This is a genomic window from Sulfurimonas sp. NWX367, from assembly GCF_039667065.1.
Classification (GTDB): domain Bacteria; phylum Campylobacterota; class Campylobacteria; order Campylobacterales; family Sulfurimonadaceae; genus Sulfurimonas; species Sulfurimonas hydrogeniphila.
In genome coordinates this window covers 245,247-260,386 of record NZ_JALCZM010000002.1, presented here as the reverse complement: position 1 = coordinate 260,386, position 15,140 = coordinate 245,247, and the positions used below count along the sequence as shown (strand labels likewise).

The following is a 15,140-nucleotide window of genomic DNA, read 5'->3' as shown; positions in this document are numbered from 1 at the left end:
AAGTTTAGATTTTTAAGCTATTTTCTACTATTTTCACTCTAAATTCAAAAGTTCTTTTACAACTTCTCTGTCATCAAAAGGAAATTTTTCATCATAAATAATTTGGTCTGTTTCATCGCCTTTTCCGAGAATAACAACAACGTCATCTTCTCCTTGCAACTCAAGTGCCATCTGTATTGCTTTTTTTCTGTTAAGCTCAACCATAATATTTGATTTTTCCTGTATGCCTTCTAAAATATCCTCTACAATTGTCTGCGGATCTTCATAACGCGGATTATCACTCGTAACAATGACCTTTTTGGCAAGACTTGCAGCTACCCTGCCCATAAGCGGTCGTTTTTTTCTGTCTCTGTCACCGCCTGCTCCAAAAACGACAATCAGTTCTTTTTCTTTCAAAGCATTGAGTACCTGAGCCATACCGTCAGGTGTGTGTGCAAAATCCACTATGACATTCGGAGCAGCACAGACCTGTTCCATTCTTCCGCTCACCCCTGCAAAATTATCCACCACATCTGCAATCTCTTCAAGACTTTTGTCTGTTATGAGATGTGTTGCCGATATGGCAGCCATCAAATTATACAGATTAAAAAAACCGTGAAGTGAAGCGGTAAAAGGGACAATCTCTTGAAAATGCTGGATAATACCACTTGAGCCGTCATTGAGAGAATATGCCATAAGTCTGTATGTTGCAGGATTTTCTATACCGTATGTGTAGGCATTTTTAAAATTAAATGCAGCTTTGGATTCATCTTTGTTTATAAGTTTTTTGCTCTCATCCTGAAAAAAACTGTTTTTTACATGTATATATTCTTCTAAAGTTTTATGATAGTCCAGATGATCCTGAGTGATATTTGTCAAAATTTTCAGCGCAAAACTGAGGCCTTCAATACGTTTTTGCACGATTGCATGGGAACTGACTTCCATTACAAAATACTCACATCCCGCTCTCACTGCCTGGTAAATATGCCTGTAGGTATTGAGTACGGATGGGGTGGTAAGCGTTTTTCCCTCACATGCCTCATCATTCATAAACAACCCGCGGGTTCCCTGCATTGCAGCCTTGTAGCCAAGATCGAGTAAAAATGAATAGATTGCACTTGCCGTTGTAGTTTTGCCGTTTGTACCGGTAATACCGATTATTTTAATCTGGTCAACACCAAAGAACTCTGCAATGTCTTCGATTCTGACAATAGAGTGGGCATTATTCCTCTTTGCGTCTTCTATGTAGCCGCTGTTTTGGTGCGTCAGAACAAACGCCGTCTCGGCATCACACTCTTTTGAGTTTTCAGTGATATATTTATACGCTTGATTTGGCAGTTCAATTTTCAATATTTTTGCCCTGTGCCAGTTTTTTTAACAGTTTTCGCAAGAGTTTGTCACCGGGATATACACTCAGAGCATTTTCAAGATAGGTTAATGCCATTTGTGCAAAATCATGTTCAATCAGTTTGTCTAAAAAATCTAAAAAATCTTCTTTGTTTGTTATAATTACTCGGGTAGAAAACATAATATTTTCAAAGGTTTCTACAAAATCTCCGCCTTCATCCAAAATTTTTTGAAAATCACTGTAGAGAATCCCCTCTTCAAACTCCAATCTGTTACGCAAAGGTTCGGCAAATACTTCACTGAGTTTTTCCAAGGTACCGTCCATGCTTTCAAGTATTTCACTCATAATAGCATCAGCTTCTTCTTTGTCTTCTTCTCTTAATATTTCATAATAATCAAACAGTGCTTCGGCACCCTCTTCTCCGCTCATAGCCATTTCCGAAAGTATAACCCCGTTAAAAGCCTCTTTTGAATCCGGATCATTTTGCAAAACCTGTGCAAATTTATCTAAGGCATTTTTATATTCCGCCCGCGAAAAATTCTCTTTTGCCTGTGATAATATTTTATATTTACTTATTGTTCCCATATGCTTCTTTTATAAATTATCTATATCGTTTTCCATGCCCATCGGGACATTGACAACAGTTATTTCAGGATGGATATCCATTCTCAACTGTCTCTCGACACCGTACTTTAATGTACTTCCACTGCTCGCACACCCTATGCATGCACCTTTTAGCTGTACATAGACACTTCCGTTTTTCACGGTAATAAAATCTATGTCTCCCCCGTCAAGCGCCAAAGAGGGGCGCACCTTGTCTATAACACGCCGAACCGGTTCCAATAATTCTTCATCTGTAAATGGAATCATACTTATCCTTTTTATATTATTGCCATCCCAAAGCAAACTTAAGCATACCAGCGATTAAAAGAATATGCAATTGCGAGGCACAAATTCGCAGGAGCTACTAGTAGCTTCAAGGATTTGTAACGAAGTCAAGTGTATGTTCTTTTAATCGTCCTTTGGATAACACATAAAGAGGCAACCTGCAAAGCATCTATTCCTCAACTCTACTAGTAGAGCCTTCAGAATAGCTACTTCACATCTTACCTCTTGATGAGTTACTGGTATGCTTAAGTTTGCTTTGGGATGGCAATATAACTCTTCTATTATCATAAAATATGACAAAATCGCTTAACAAGTCATAAAATTATTATTTAACTCATCTTTTAAAGCCATAACCTCTTGTACGTAAGAGGGCTTTCGCATACCGACGAGTATATAATCAATTACATCCTGTTTATATAAAAATTCCAAAGCACACACCTGGGTTTTTTTATGACACCCCTGAAATTCTTCTTTAAGTTCACTTCTCACACGTTTTGAACACTCGTATGCAACCATTGTTCTGTACTCTTGTAAAAAAAGATCTACAAATCTGAGTAATTCATCCAAAGAATCCGGTTCTAAATTCTTCAATGCTTCTCTTATGTGAGGAATAATCTGTGAATGCAAAAAAGTGTCATACTCACCAATCCATCCGAACTTGTGCTTATTTTCATCCATTTGTTCAATCAAATTATACAACGGTTTGAGTAAATCATTGTCACAGGCCTGAAGCAATTCATTCAGATAGGTATAGTATTCTCTGCTTTCATCATAATCGGCCAGTCTGTGCATCAGTTTGTTTTTTTGTGCATTTAACGGACGGTTGGCAAGGACTCTCAGCCCATTTTTTTTCGCCCAGCCCGCACATTTGAGACCTTCTTTTTCAACTTTGTTTATTGGCAGTTGCACTGTGGTAAAACTGTGTTGTCTGTTTCCCGCTTCATCTGCGGCATTTTGGGCAAGTGTCAGTAAACTTTCATAGGGCAAAAACTCCAAATCGTCCTCTGCCTTTGCAAAGCTGTTGGAACTGATACCATAGGAGCTGATACGTCCCTCTTTAACCTCTTCTTCCAAGCCCACAAATGCTTCATAGATTCTTTGGTACATTTCATCCAAAACTTCATCTCTGTTTTTGCCCTTATTGAGAGCATCAAGCAAAAAATACTCAGGATTGTGAATTAAATAACAATCAAGTTTACTCATTTGCAGTCTTTGGAGTGAAGCATCAAGCTGTTTTTTTAGAAACGATTTTGCAATTGAGTGGTAACAGTGTTCACTGAACTCTACAACATCTTCAAAAGGCATTTCTTTGTGTGCGAGCAAATTTGAACCCTGGATATATCCGTATTTGCTTACAATTTTAATTTTATCTCTGATTTCATCAGGAACACTGCGCAGCACTTTGCCGATTGCTCTTTCGGCACCGCCGTCTGTATAATTTGTAGAGGTGTCAATCAGTTCTATCCCGGCGTATACAGCCTCTTTCAATGCTTCTATATGCAAAGGATTCTCATCTGTGACTCTGTAAGTTCCGAATGCGAAAGTACTCATAATGCGTCCTGTATTGTAAAGTATTTTAGAATTCGTAAATTCTCTCTGTCTAATGGGGAAAGTTTAAAAAGAAGTTACAATAACAGACACAGGGTCTGGTATTGTAAATATAATAACTATACTAATTCGATAAATGCCATTGGTGTAGCATCACCACGACGAATACGAGTTCTCACTATTCTAGTATATCCACCTGTACGATCAACATACTTCGGTGCGAGTTCATTTACTAAAGTTTTCGTTGCTTCTTTGTTTTGAAGCGCAGCAAATACTGCTCTGTGTGCATTTGAGTCATTTTTACCAGCAGTTGTGATAAGTTTCTCAATATAAGAGCGTAGCTCTTTTGCTTTTACAGCAGTTGTTTCTATTTTACCATGTTCTATTAACGAAATACTAAGGTTCGCTAAAAGTGCTTTACGGTGTGCACTTGTACGACCTAGCTTACGATATCCATGACGGTGTCTCATATCTCATTCCTCTATTGTGCCTGTACGGCTTCTATTTTCTTTTTTAGTGCAGTAACTACATCATCAGCTAAATCAGCACCAACTTCAAAACCAAACTCTTGAACTTTTTCTACGATTTCATCGTAAGATTTTTTTCCAAGATTTTTCACATTTTTCAAATCGTTTGTACTCATAAGTACAATCTCACCAATAAGTTTAATGTTTGAGCGATCAAGACAATTAAAGCTACGCGCACTTAATCCTAAACTGTCAATGTTTGTTGTTAGTTTTTTCAAATCAGGTGACTCTTCAACTCTTTCAATGGTAGCAGGCGCTTTAATACTGATTTCTGAATTAAATACAGCCAACTGTGCATACATTACTTCCAAAGAGTTTCTAAATGCATCGATTGGTGAAATTTGTCCATCAGTTCTGATATTCATAATAACTCTTTCAAAGTTAGGATTATCTTCTACCAGTACATTGTCAATTTTATATGTAGCACTTCTTACCGGAGTAAAATATGCATCCAATGCGATATATTCATCATCATCAACTTCCGCAGCAGTATCTTCACTCGCAACATAGCCGATACCCTGTGCAATTTTAAGCGTAAAATTCAGTGTAGAATCTTCATTTAAAGTTGCAAGCGGAGCATCCGGTGTTACCACCTCTACTTCATCATTGCTGAGATCGCCGCCTTTAATGGCACACGGTCCCGCAAAACTGTAGTTAATCTCAGCTTCTGTTGCATCATTGTTCAGTTTAAAGCGTATCTCTTTCAAATTTAAAATAAAATCTGAAATATCTTCAAGCATACCGCGAACCGAGTCAAACTCATGTTTGGCACCTTCGATTTTAATTGCGATTGGTGCATAACCAACCGAACTGCTTAATAAAAAACGGCGAAGTGGATGAGCCAACGATATAGCGTACCCTACTTCAAAAGGGTATGCCATAATGTTTGCTTCATTGTCACTTATTTGTTCTACCTCAAACTCTTGTGGAGCAAGTGGAGTAGTTTTAATTTTTTTCATATCTTTTACGCCTTTTGTATTAAATTATTATTTCGAGTAAAGTTCAACGATTAAACGTTCTTCAACTGGAATAACAACTTCTTCACGCTCCGGAAGACGAGTAAAGATACCATACACTTTTTCAGCATCAATGTCTACCCAAGGAGCAAGACCAGTTTGGTTTGTAAGTTCAATAGCACGAACAATCTGATTGTTCTTTTTGCTCGCTTCTTTTACTTCAATCTTTTGTCCCGGTTTAACACGGTAAGAAGGAATATCAAGTTTTTTGCCATCTACCAAAATATGACCGTGTGTTACAAGTTGACGTGCAAATCTACGAGTAGATGCGAATCCCATTCTGTACACAACATTGTCTAATCTCTGCTCGATTAATGTAATAAGGTTTGTACCTGTATTTCCATCACGACGCTTAGCTTCAACGAATAAAGCACGGAATTGCTTTTCAGAAATACCATACATAAATTTCGCTTTTTGCTTTTCATTAAGCTGTAAACCATACTCAGAAACTTTTTTACGACGCTGACCATGTTGGCCTGGACCGTAAGGACGCTTCTCTAAAGCAGATTTTCCTGCCAAACGACGCTCACCTTTTAGGTTAAGGCTTACTCCGAATCTTCTCTCGATTTTTTCTACTGGACCTCTATATCTTGCCATCAGTAATCTCCTTAAACTCTACGACGCTTAGGCGCGCGACAACCGTTGTGTGGTAATGGTGTAACATCTTTCATAAATGTAACACGGATTCCTTCGATAGCTCCGACAGCTTTTACTGCAGTTTCACGACCAGAACCGGGACCTTGAACTTTAATACCAAGCTCTTTTATACCATGTACCTGTGCTTTTGCAACTGCATCTTCAACAGCAGCCTGTGCAGCAAACGGAGTTGATTTTTTAGAACCTTTAAATCCTAAAGAACCGGCAGAACTCCAAGCAATCATATTACCCATTTCATCTGTAATAGTCACAAGAGTATTATTAAATGATGCCGCAATATGAATGATACCACGTGATATATTCTTTTTTATTACTTTTTTTCTAACAGCTTTTCTTTTTGCCATACTATAATTCCTTACGCTGCGCCGACAGTTTTACGTTTACCCTTACGAGTACGCGCATTTGTCTTAGTTTTTTGACCACGGCATGGAAGACCACGACGGTGACGAAGCCCTCTGTATGAACCTAAATCCATAAGTGCTTTAATATCCATAGCAACTTTTTTACGCAAATCACCCTCAACCATATGGTTTTCACGGATCTCTTTTGTTATAGCTGCTACATCTTCTTCGTTTAATTCGAAAACTCTTTTATTGTAGTCAATTCCTGTCGCGTCTAATATTTGACGGGCAGTATGAAGACCAATTCCATAGACGTATGTTAATGCATACTCTATTCTTTTTTTCTTAGGTAAATCAACACCAGCAATACGAGCCATGATTATCCTTGTCTCTGTTTATGTTTAGGGTTCTTGCAGATTACTCTTACAATACCTCTTCTTTTGATAACTTTACAGTCATCACACATCTTCTTTACTGAAGCACGTACTTTCATTGAAAGTCTCCTGTGGTAACATCTTTACTGCCTTTAGGCAAGCGCATAACACTTGTAATAACGTTGCTTGCCAATACTTTTATCTACATGTAATCATATAGATAGAAATACTCTTTGCTTTGTTAAAACAGTAAAGTGGATGGGAATTATATCCAAAACAATGTAAAAGTATTATTAAGACCATAGGAAGTGACACAAAAGTGACAAATTTTATTAGTGATTTTTAACGCCGGTTTTTATAAACTGTCGATATCACTTAAGAAGGAAAACAACAGATGGTAGAGTATATTTTAAAGCGAGACGGTTCCTACAAACAATTTTTCTCTTATAAAATAGAAGATGCCATCAAAAAAGCCTTTTTAAGTGAAAATGTAGATTTTGACGAAGCGGTATACATCAAAGTCATTCAAAGACTTGAAGCTAAACGGATTGTTGCTGTTGAAGATATACAGGACATTATAGAAAAAGAGCTGTACAAAGCAAAATATTTTGATGTTATGCGCTCTTTTATACTCTACAGACATCTTCATAAACTTCAAAGAGAAAAAGCCATTGAAGATGATACTACCTATATCCATTCGACACAGACTATAGAAGAGTATATCAGCGGAAGTGACTGGAGAATAAAAGCAAACTCAAATACAGGCTACTCCAGCGCCGGTCTTGTTAACAATACAGCAGGCAAAGTGATTGCCAACTACTGGCTTGACAAAATTTACTCAAAAGAAGAGGGGTATGCACATAGAAACGGGGACTATCACATACACGATTTGGACTGTTTGACCGGATACTGTGCCGGCTGGAGTCTGAGGGTTCTTCTGGATGAAGGATTTAACGGAGTAAGGGGAAGAGTAGAGAGTGATGCACCAAAGCATTTCAGAGAAGCTCTCGGACAAATGGCGAACTTTTTGGGAATTTTGCAAAGTGAATGGGCCGGCGCCCAGGCCTTTTCATCTTTTGACACCTATCTGGCGCCTTATCTTTTTAAAGATCAACTTTCATACAAGGAGGTAAAAAAAAGTATTCGCAGTTTCATATATAACCTAAACGTACCCGCTCGATGGGGACAATCACCTTTTACAAATATTACTATAGACTGGAACGTTCCTGATGATTTGAAGGATCAGATTCCAACATGTAAGCAGGAGCATCTTTTTAAAAATATTTCAGATACCGGGTTAAGATTCAAAGCACTGCAGAGGGGTGTTTCATCCCTCACAGAGATGACCTATAAACATTTTCAAAAAGAGATGCACATCATCAACAAAGCTTACTATGAGGTTATGACAGAGGGAGACAAAACCGGTCAGCCTTTTACATTTCCTATACCTACCGTCAATATTACAGAAGATTTTGACTGGTACGGTGAAAATACGGATTTGCTGTTTGAAAACACCGCTAAAATTGGCTCCTCCTACTTCCAAAATTTCATAGGGAGCCAATACAAACGGGACAAAAACGGGGAAATCATCGCAAACGAAGAGGCCTACAAACCCGGACATGTCAGAAGTATGTGCTGCAGACTACAGCTTGATTTAAGAGAATTGCTTAAACGAGGCGGTGGTCTTTTCGGCAGTGCGGAAATGACAGGCAGCATAGGGGTTGTCACTATTAATATGGCAAGGCTGGGCTTTTTGCACAAAGGCAATATGGAATCTCTGCTTGAACGCCTTGACGAACTGATGGAGTATGCAAAGTCTACACTGGAGAAAAAACGTGTTTTTATTCAAGAGATGTACGACAGAGGACTTTTCCCTTATACAAAAAGATATCTGCCCGGGTTTAGAAACCACTTTTCTACCATCGGGGTCAACGGGATGAATGAAATGATTTTGAATTTTACCGGAGGAGCCTATGACATCAGTTCCACACAGGGCATTGACTTTGCCACTGAGATATTAGACCACATAAGAAAAAGAATGGTCGAGTTTCAGGAGGAAACAGGCAATCTTTACAACCTTGAAGCCACACCGGCGGAGGGAACAACCTACCGGTTTGCCAAAGAGGACAAAAAAAGATACGGTGACAAAATCATACAGGCCGGTATGGATGAAAACATCTACTATACCAACTCTTCACAGATTCCTGTGGGTCTGACAGATGACCCTTTTGAAGCACTCACTCTGCAGGATGAACTGCAGACAAAATACACCGGTGGCACTGTTTTGCACCTTTACATGCAGGAGCGTCTCAGCTCAACCGAAGCCTGCCGCAGACTGGTCAAAAATGTCATCACAAATTTCAGACTGCCTTATATTACGGTAACACCGCTCTTTTCAGTTTGTCCAAAACACGGCTATCTCTCAGGAGAACACGAATACTGCCCAAAATGTGACGAAGCACTGATACAAGAATATGAAAACAACAAAAAGGAAGCATCATGATAAATAAAAATAAAATCTTAGAAGAACTTAAAGAACAGAGACAAAAATGTATAGTATACACACGCGTCATGGGATATCATCGTCCTGTTGAAAGCTTCAACCTGGGAAAAACCGGTGAACACAGACAACGCAAACAGTTCAAAGAGTAAAAAATGCATTTATGATATCACAAAATTTACCCATTTGGACTACCCTGATCATCTAGCCTGCATCATATGGTTCAGCGGGTGCAATATGCGCTGTGATTTTTGCTACAACAAAGAGATAGTCTTTGCAAAAGAAGGCAGTTACAGTATGGAAGATGTGCTGAAGTTTTTGCGAACAAGAGTCTCTTTGCTTGATGCTGTCGTTCTCTCAGGCGGAGAAGCCTCTTCCTATGCCCTCACTGACTTTTGCAAGGCAATCAAAAAGCTCGGATTTTTAATCAAACTTGATACCAACGGCACAAACCCTTTACATGTAAAGGAACTCCTTGGTCTGGACCTGCTTGATTATGTCGCGCTGGATTATAAAGCCCCCCAGTATAAATTCACACCTGTAACACACTCCGGCAAATTTCATGAATTCAGCCAAACACTTGACCTGCTTATCCGCAGTGGTATTGATTTTGAAGTACGCACCACACTCCATAGCGACTTGCTCAATGTAGATGACATCAACTGCATTCTGTCAGATTTAAAAGAGAGAGGCTATAAGAATACCTATTATATTCAGGAGTTTATCGAAGCAAAAAGTACTGTAGGCGGATTGCAAAAACCTTCAAAACCTTTCAACAAATCCCTCTTAAGAAGTAATTTTCCTGTTATTTGGAGATAAATTCCTTTTTCTTGACGTAAATCAATTTTTTACTGCCGTTTATAAGTTATCATTCTGTGAAATTTAAATCAGACAAAATTTGTCTTATTTAAAAAAACTGAGTATTTGTATACTCTTCACAAGGAAATATCATGACAAAAGTTATACTGACATTTACATTGGCAATGGTTGCACTACAGGCACAGGACACAGTACACTACGACAAAAAAGAAGTGAAAAAACCGGCTATTGCAAGACCATACCATCCGGGTCAGAATTAATCCGAGGCTATTGATTAAACGCTATCTGATAACCAAGTCCTTTTACATTTATAAGGAACTCTTTGGAGGTTTTTTCTCTAAAGCGCCTTATAAATGTTCTCAATCTTTCATCACTTACATCTTCCTTCCAAATCATATTTTTGATTGTTGCATACTCCAAAATACCTCGGTTCTCCTCATAGTTTTTGACTAACGCCTGCAAAAACAGAAGTTCCTTTTTTGAAAGTGCGATATATCTGTTGTTTTTGTATAGACTGTTGGTGGTTTTATTAAATACAAATCCGTCCAAAAAATTTAAAAGCTTTTTACCAATGCTTGCTTCGAGTGAGAGAATATACTGTAAAACCTCATCCGGATCAAAAGGTTTTATAAAGTACTTAACAACTCCGGTATCTATTGCACCCAACAATTTTTCCACATCGCTAAAAGCACTCAGTATTATAATTTTGCTCTGTGGATTTATACGTTTGATCTCCTGAGCCATCTCCAGTCCGCTTTTGTTTGGCATCATAATATCGGTGATCACAATGTCCGGAAAAACCTTCTTGTATATATGTAAGCCCTCATCTCCGTCTTTTGCCAGTAAAAAACTGTGAAAATGGTCTCCGATAGCATTTTTCAGCAACAGTGAAAGTTTTTCTTCATCTTCAACAAATAAAACTTTCAGACTTTTTAAAAATTTATTTCTCATTATCTTTTCTCTCTGTTTTGCAGCGGAATTTTTATACTGAAAGTTGTAGAGCCGTTTTTGGATTTTACATCTATGGAACCGTTCAAGCCCTGTTCGCAAATCATTCTCGACATAAACAGCCCAAGTCCTGTACCCGAAGAGGAGTGCTTTGTCGTAAAATAGGGTTCAAAGATTTTATAAATCTCTTTTTCTTTGATACCGCCGGCATTGTCACTAAACTCTATAAGTGCAAAATCTTTTTCTTTTTTTACACGTATATGTATCTCTTTTATCAAAACAGACGACTGTAAAAAAGCATCTTTTGAATTTTGGATAAGATTGATAATCACCTGTGTCAACTCATTTGAAATGCCTAAAATTTCCACATCTTCAAACTCCGTATGCACACTGATCATCTCTTTGATTATAATTTTTTCTAAAATGTTTAATGATTCATTGATACTGTCTGCTATTTTGAAATAGTTTTTCTGCTTTGTCGGTTTAAAAAAGTTGGTAAAATCATCAATCGTCGTCGACATATTCTGTATAATTGCCTTGCTCTCATCATACAGACTCTGCACTTCCTCTTCTTCGTTGTTAAGCGCTGCTTTTTTTAAACTAAAGAGTGTCAGACTGAGTTCTGTGAGCGGTTGTCTCCACTGATGGGCTATGTTTGCAAGCATCTCGCCCAGACTTGCAAGCCGTGACTGCCAAAACATCACTTTTTGCTTTTGTTCATTTTTGGCTATCTCTTCTTGCACCCGAAGCTCAAGCGTTTCATTGAGTTCTTTAAGCTCCTGTGTCTTCTCCTGCACCCTTTTTTCAAGATTTTCATTGAGTTCCTGCAGCTCTTTTTCTTTTTGCTCCAGACTCTTTTTGTAAAACACCTCTTTTGTAACATCATAACGAATCGCCACAAACTCTTCAATGTTGTTTTGTTTGTCAAGGATGGGAATGACGGTGGTATTGACATAAAAAGTTCTCCCGTCTTTTGCTCTGTTTTTTACGGTAGCCTTGTATGTTTTTTTTGCCTTGATTGTCTCCCACAATTTCTTAAACACGGAGGTTGCGACATCAGGATGTCTGACAATATTGTGGTTTTTCCCGAGCAGTTCCTCTTTTGAATAGCCCGAAATTTTGCAAAACTCCTCATTGACAAAGGTAATGATGCCGTTGACATCGGTTTTTGAGATAATATTGCTTTTTTCAATCGCTTCTTTATACTGTTCTAACATAGTTTAATTTTAGCCAAACTAATCCCAAAGTACACTTACGCCATACTCTTCATTCAAAATTATATTTTTTGTATAGTAAATCTTTTTGCCGTATTTTTTACTGAGCAGTTCCACTTCGAGTTCCCCCTCACTTAAAAGTTCTCTGACCTCCTTGTAACCCAGCCATTTACCGTATTTTGCCAAAGAGTTCTGCCAGATTCTGAAGCTGCATGTAGATTCCGGCGTCACTTCAAACATCTCTCCGTCTTCTGTCTGCCAGTGGGCGTTTGAACAGGCATAGAGTTTTACTTTTTTTCCTCGCACCTCTTTGTCGCGTACCTCAATCTCCCCATCCTCGCAATATGGGCATTTTCCTAAAATCATTACTTACCTCCCGGCTTTTGTGCTATGATTATAAAACATCTTTACAACTGCTCTGCAATTTATTGCAATTTGACATATATAAAAAGGATCAGACAATGCAAAACAAATTTATGGATGCGATGAACTTTCGCCATGCCTGTAAAATATTTGATGAAAACAAAAAAATATCAGAAGATGATATCCGTTTTATTCTTGAATGCGGCAGAAAATCACCCTCCTCTTTCGGTATGGAAGCCTGGAAATTTTTGGTCATTACAAACGAAGACCTCAAAGCCGAGCTGAGACCGGCATGCTGGAACCAGGTACAAATCACTTCCTGTTCGCATCTCGTTGTTATTCTTGCCGGAATAGAGAGTCTCAAACCGGAGTCAGGAGAAGTCAAAAAAAGATTTTCAAGACGTAATATGCCGCAGGAATCACTTGATATGTATATGGACCTCTATGCCAAACATTTGGAAAAAACACTTAGCAGCGATGAAAATATTTACTGCTGGAGTGCAAGACAGACCTATATAGCTGCAGCCAACATGATGACAGGTGCTGCCTATATAGGAATAGATTCCTGTCCTATAGAAGGGTTTGAAAAAGAAAAAGTCGAAGATATTTTAGGTCTTGATACTAAAAAATTTCAAGTCGCAATGGTGCTTCCTTTTGGCTACAGACTCAATCCGCAACCAAAACAGATCAGACTGCCGTTCGACGAAGTGGTGGAGTTTATACTCTGAGTGTGGCAGTCAACCGTTTAGGGTAAATGAAAAGTTCGAGTGCTTCGGTGACAGACTTGCAGACTATATCCGAAGCGAGCAGACTTTTTGTGCTGCACCCTTCATCTCCAATCAGACAAATTCCTATTTTTGCTTTTTGCAGCATTTTCACATCGTTGTTTCCGTTACCCACAGCCGCACATTCACTTGCATTTAATGCAATAATATATGCCTCTTTTTCCAAAGTATGGTTTGCACTCTCTAATACCTTTACATGTAAAGCATACTCTTTTAGCTCATTTTTGACACTGCCAAAGGTGTCTGCCGTGATTACATGTAAGGTATACTCTTTGGCCAAAAGCGGCAACAGTCTCTTTGCCTCTTCCAGTAAAATACCGTCTTTTGCAAGCGTACCGTTATAATCCAAAATAATATGTTTTATATTTCTCTGCATTTTTTTCCTTCCTGTTTTGTATAGTTTTCAAGTCTAAAGCCCGCACTGAAGTACGGGTTCCGAGAAAATCACTTAACTTTAAAATATCGTCTTTTGCTACAGTACTGTTACAATCAAAGACAAATTATTTTGTGTAATTTCCAAGTCTAAAGTCGGCACTAAAGTACCGATTCCGAGGGATAGTACAGTTTTTCGGGACCCGTACTTCAGTGTCAATGCCATTAAGTTAAGCATTTTTTTCGGAACCGGTACTTTAGTGCCGGCTTTGTTTTTTTGAAGACTAAAGCCTGGGTTCCAGGAAAATCTCAGTTTTTGTCTTAACTTAATGGCATTGATGCTTCAGTACAGATTCCGGCATACTTCTTAATCTCTCTTTTAGTCAAAGAAGACTAGTATATGAAAAAATATTTAGGACATTATACATTATGAAAGGTATAAAACTCACACAATACAGTCACGGGGCGGGTTGCGGCTGTAAAATTTCTCCAAAACTGCTTGATACTATTTTAACAACCACGAGAGAAACGATTGCTTACCCTGATTTGCTTGTCGGCAATTCTTCAAAAGATGATGCCGCGGCTTTTGATTTGGGCAACGGGACGTCTGTTTTAAGCACGACTGACTTTTTTATGCCCATAGTCGATGACCCGTTTACTTTTGGGCGCATAGCTGCCACCAATGCCATCAGCGATATTTACGCTATGGGCGGTAAACCGCTTATGGCCATTTCCATTTTTGGCTGGCCGATTGACAAACTTGATGCGGATGTGGCACGCGAAGTTATTGACGGCGGCCGCTCAGTCTGTGAAGAAGCAGGTATTCCACTGGCAGGCGGGCACAGTATAGATTCTCCCGAACCTATATTTGGACTTGCAGTTACAGGCATAGCACAAAATAAACATCTTAAACGCAATGATACTGCCGAAATCGACTGCGAACTCTACCTCACAAAACCACTGGGGATAGGCATACTGACAACGGCACAAAAACAGGGAAAAATTGCCGAGGGTGACATAGATATTGCCGTAGAAGCCATGTGTACCCTGAACAAAATCGGTGCAGAAATCTCCGCATTAAAAGGCGTGACCGCACTTACCGATGTGACAGGTTTCGGACTGCTTGGGCACTTAAGCGAAATATGTGAGGGAAGCAGTATCAGCGCTGTTGTAGAATTTGACAAAGTGCCGACACTCAAAAATGTCAAAAAATATCTGAAGATGGGCTGTGTTCCGGGAGGCACACGCAGAAACTTTGAGAGTTACGGAAATAAAATTTCTCCGATGTCCCAAGAACAGCAGGACATTTTATGTGACGCACAAACCTCTGGCGGACTGCTGTGTGTGGTGAAAAAAGATACAAAAGAAGCCTTTTTGGCACTTACAAAAAATGCAGGGCTTTGCCTGGAACCAATCGGATTTACATGTAAAGCAAGCAAATATCTTGTAGAGGTAGTCTGA

Annotated in this window: 20 protein-coding genes; 6 read left to right on the top strand and 14 right to left on the bottom strand. The window is 38.8% G+C overall.

What is annotated here, in order from left to right:
* Positions 1-33: 33 nt before the first annotated feature.
* From MNY28_RS06000 to rpmJ, 10 genes are all read right to left on the bottom strand, one after another.
* Positions 34-1,329, bottom strand: a complete 1,296-nt coding sequence (locus tag MNY28_RS06000) for a UDP-N-acetylmuramoyl-L-alanyl-D-glutamate--2,6-diaminopimelate ligase (protein ID WP_346389202.1) — start codon at positions 1,327-1,329, stop codon at positions 34-36.
* The gene (locus MNY28_RS05995) at positions 1,319-1,912 is read right to left on the bottom strand and encodes a hypothetical protein (RefSeq protein WP_151901216.1); all 594 of its coding nucleotides are present in this window, start codon (positions 1,910-1,912) and stop codon (positions 1,319-1,321) included. The genes MNY28_RS06000 and MNY28_RS05995 overlap by 11 nt, the downstream gene beginning before the upstream one ends.
* A gap of 9 nt (positions 1,913-1,921) precedes the next feature.
* Positions 1,922-2,197, bottom strand: a complete 276-nt coding sequence (locus tag MNY28_RS05990) for a NifU family protein (protein WP_151901217.1) — start codon at positions 2,195-2,197, stop codon at positions 1,922-1,924.
* 324 nt (positions 2,198-2,521) lie between these two features.
* A complete protein-coding gene (locus tag MNY28_RS05985; RefSeq protein ID WP_346389201.1) occupies positions 2,522-3,766 on the bottom strand; it encodes an aldo/keto reductase in 1,245 nt (414 codons plus the stop codon).
* A gap of 116 nt (positions 3,767-3,882) precedes the next feature.
* Entirely contained in the window at positions 3,883-4,233 is a 351-nt protein-coding gene (rplQ, locus tag MNY28_RS05980; RefSeq protein WP_151901219.1) for a 50S ribosomal protein L17, read from the bottom strand.
* A gap of 11 nt (positions 4,234-4,244) precedes the next feature.
* Positions 4,245-5,249, bottom strand: a complete 1,005-nt coding sequence (locus MNY28_RS05975) for a DNA-directed RNA polymerase subunit alpha (protein ID WP_346389200.1) — start codon at positions 5,247-5,249, stop codon at positions 4,245-4,247.
* 27 nt (positions 5,250-5,276) lie between these two features.
* Entirely contained in the window at positions 5,277-5,903 is a 627-nt protein-coding gene (gene rpsD / locus MNY28_RS05970) for a 30S ribosomal protein S4 (RefSeq protein ID WP_151901221.1), read from the bottom strand.
* Positions 5,904-5,914: 11 nt separating this feature from the next.
* The gene (gene rpsK, locus MNY28_RS05965) at positions 5,915-6,307 is read right to left on the bottom strand and encodes a 30S ribosomal protein S11 (RefSeq protein ID WP_151901222.1); all 393 of its coding nucleotides are present in this window, start codon (positions 6,305-6,307) and stop codon (positions 5,915-5,917) included.
* 11 nt (positions 6,308-6,318) lie between these two features.
* Positions 6,319-6,681 (bottom strand): 30S ribosomal protein S13, encoded by a 363-nt coding sequence (gene rpsM, locus MNY28_RS05960; RefSeq protein ID WP_151901223.1) that lies wholly within the window; start codon positions 6,679-6,681, stop codon positions 6,319-6,321.
* A 2-nt stretch (positions 6,682-6,683) separates the two neighbouring features.
* Positions 6,684-6,797: a 50S ribosomal protein L36 gene (rpmJ, locus tag MNY28_RS05955; protein WP_041675103.1), complete on the bottom strand. Its 114-nt coding sequence runs from the start codon at positions 6,795-6,797 to the stop codon at positions 6,684-6,686.
* A 275-nt stretch (positions 6,798-7,072) separates the two neighbouring features.
* Here rpmJ and MNY28_RS05950 point away from each other — a divergent pair, with 275 nt between their 5' ends.
* The 4 genes from MNY28_RS05950 (at position 7,073) to MNY28_RS05935 (ending at position 10,257) form a co-directional block, all read left to right on the top strand.
* Positions 7,073-9,181: a ribonucleoside triphosphate reductase gene (locus MNY28_RS05950; protein ID WP_151901224.1), complete on the top strand. Its 2,109-nt coding sequence runs from the start codon at positions 7,073-7,075 to the stop codon at positions 9,179-9,181.
* Entirely contained in the window at positions 9,181-9,330 is a 150-nt protein-coding gene (gene nrdD / locus MNY28_RS05945; RefSeq protein WP_151901559.1) for an anaerobic ribonucleoside-triphosphate reductase, read from the top strand. Before MNY28_RS05950 ends, nrdD begins: the two co-directional genes overlap by 1 nt.
* Positions 9,296-9,997 carry an anaerobic ribonucleoside-triphosphate reductase activating protein gene (locus MNY28_RS05940; protein ID WP_346389199.1) on the top strand — a complete coding sequence of 234 codons (702 nt, stop codon included), beginning with the start codon at positions 9,296-9,298 and terminating at the stop codon, positions 9,995-9,997. The genes nrdD and MNY28_RS05940 overlap by 35 nt, the downstream gene beginning before the upstream one ends.
* A gap of 131 nt (positions 9,998-10,128) precedes the next feature.
* The gene (locus tag MNY28_RS05935; protein ID WP_255613235.1) at positions 10,129-10,257 is read left to right on the top strand and encodes a hypothetical protein; all 129 of its coding nucleotides are present in this window, start codon (positions 10,129-10,131) and stop codon (positions 10,255-10,257) included.
* A gap of 7 nt (positions 10,258-10,264) precedes the next feature.
* Here the strand turns inward: MNY28_RS05935 and MNY28_RS05930 are convergent, their stop codons facing one another.
* Genes MNY28_RS05930 through MNY28_RS05920 form a run of 3 tightly spaced genes read right to left on the bottom strand, consistent with a single transcriptional unit; the run spans position 10,265 to position 12,525 of the window.
* On the bottom strand, positions 10,265-10,948 hold the full coding sequence (locus MNY28_RS05930; RefSeq protein ID WP_346389198.1) for a response regulator transcription factor: 684 nt from the start codon (positions 10,946-10,948) through the stop codon (positions 10,265-10,267).
* On the bottom strand, positions 10,948-12,162 hold the full coding sequence (locus MNY28_RS05925) for a PAS domain-containing sensor histidine kinase (protein WP_151901227.1): 1,215 nt from the start codon (positions 12,160-12,162) through the stop codon (positions 10,948-10,950). The genes MNY28_RS05930 and MNY28_RS05925 overlap by 1 nt, the downstream gene beginning before the upstream one ends.
* An 18-nt stretch (positions 12,163-12,180) precedes the next feature.
* Positions 12,181-12,525, bottom strand: coding sequence for a hypothetical protein (locus tag MNY28_RS05920; protein ID WP_151901228.1), 345 nt, complete (start codon positions 12,523-12,525; stop codon positions 12,181-12,183).
* Between the two features lie 95 nt (positions 12,526-12,620).
* Between MNY28_RS05920 and MNY28_RS05915 the strand changes: the two genes are divergently transcribed.
* Entirely contained in the window at positions 12,621-13,250 is a 630-nt protein-coding gene (locus MNY28_RS05915) for an NAD(P)H-dependent oxidoreductase (RefSeq protein WP_346389197.1), read from the top strand.
* Here MNY28_RS05915 and MNY28_RS05910 read toward each other — a convergent pair.
* Positions 13,240-13,683, bottom strand: a complete 444-nt coding sequence (locus MNY28_RS05910) for an HAD hydrolase family protein (protein ID WP_346389196.1) — start codon at positions 13,681-13,683, stop codon at positions 13,240-13,242. The two genes, MNY28_RS05915 and MNY28_RS05910, sit on opposite strands and share 11 nt — an antisense overlap.
* Positions 13,684-14,105: 422 nt before the next feature.
* On the opposite strand from MNY28_RS05910, the gene selD reads away from it, so the two are divergent.
* Positions 14,106-15,140 (top strand): selenide, water dikinase SelD, encoded by a 1,035-nt coding sequence (gene selD / locus MNY28_RS05905; RefSeq protein WP_346389566.1) that lies wholly within the window; start codon positions 14,106-14,108, stop codon positions 15,138-15,140.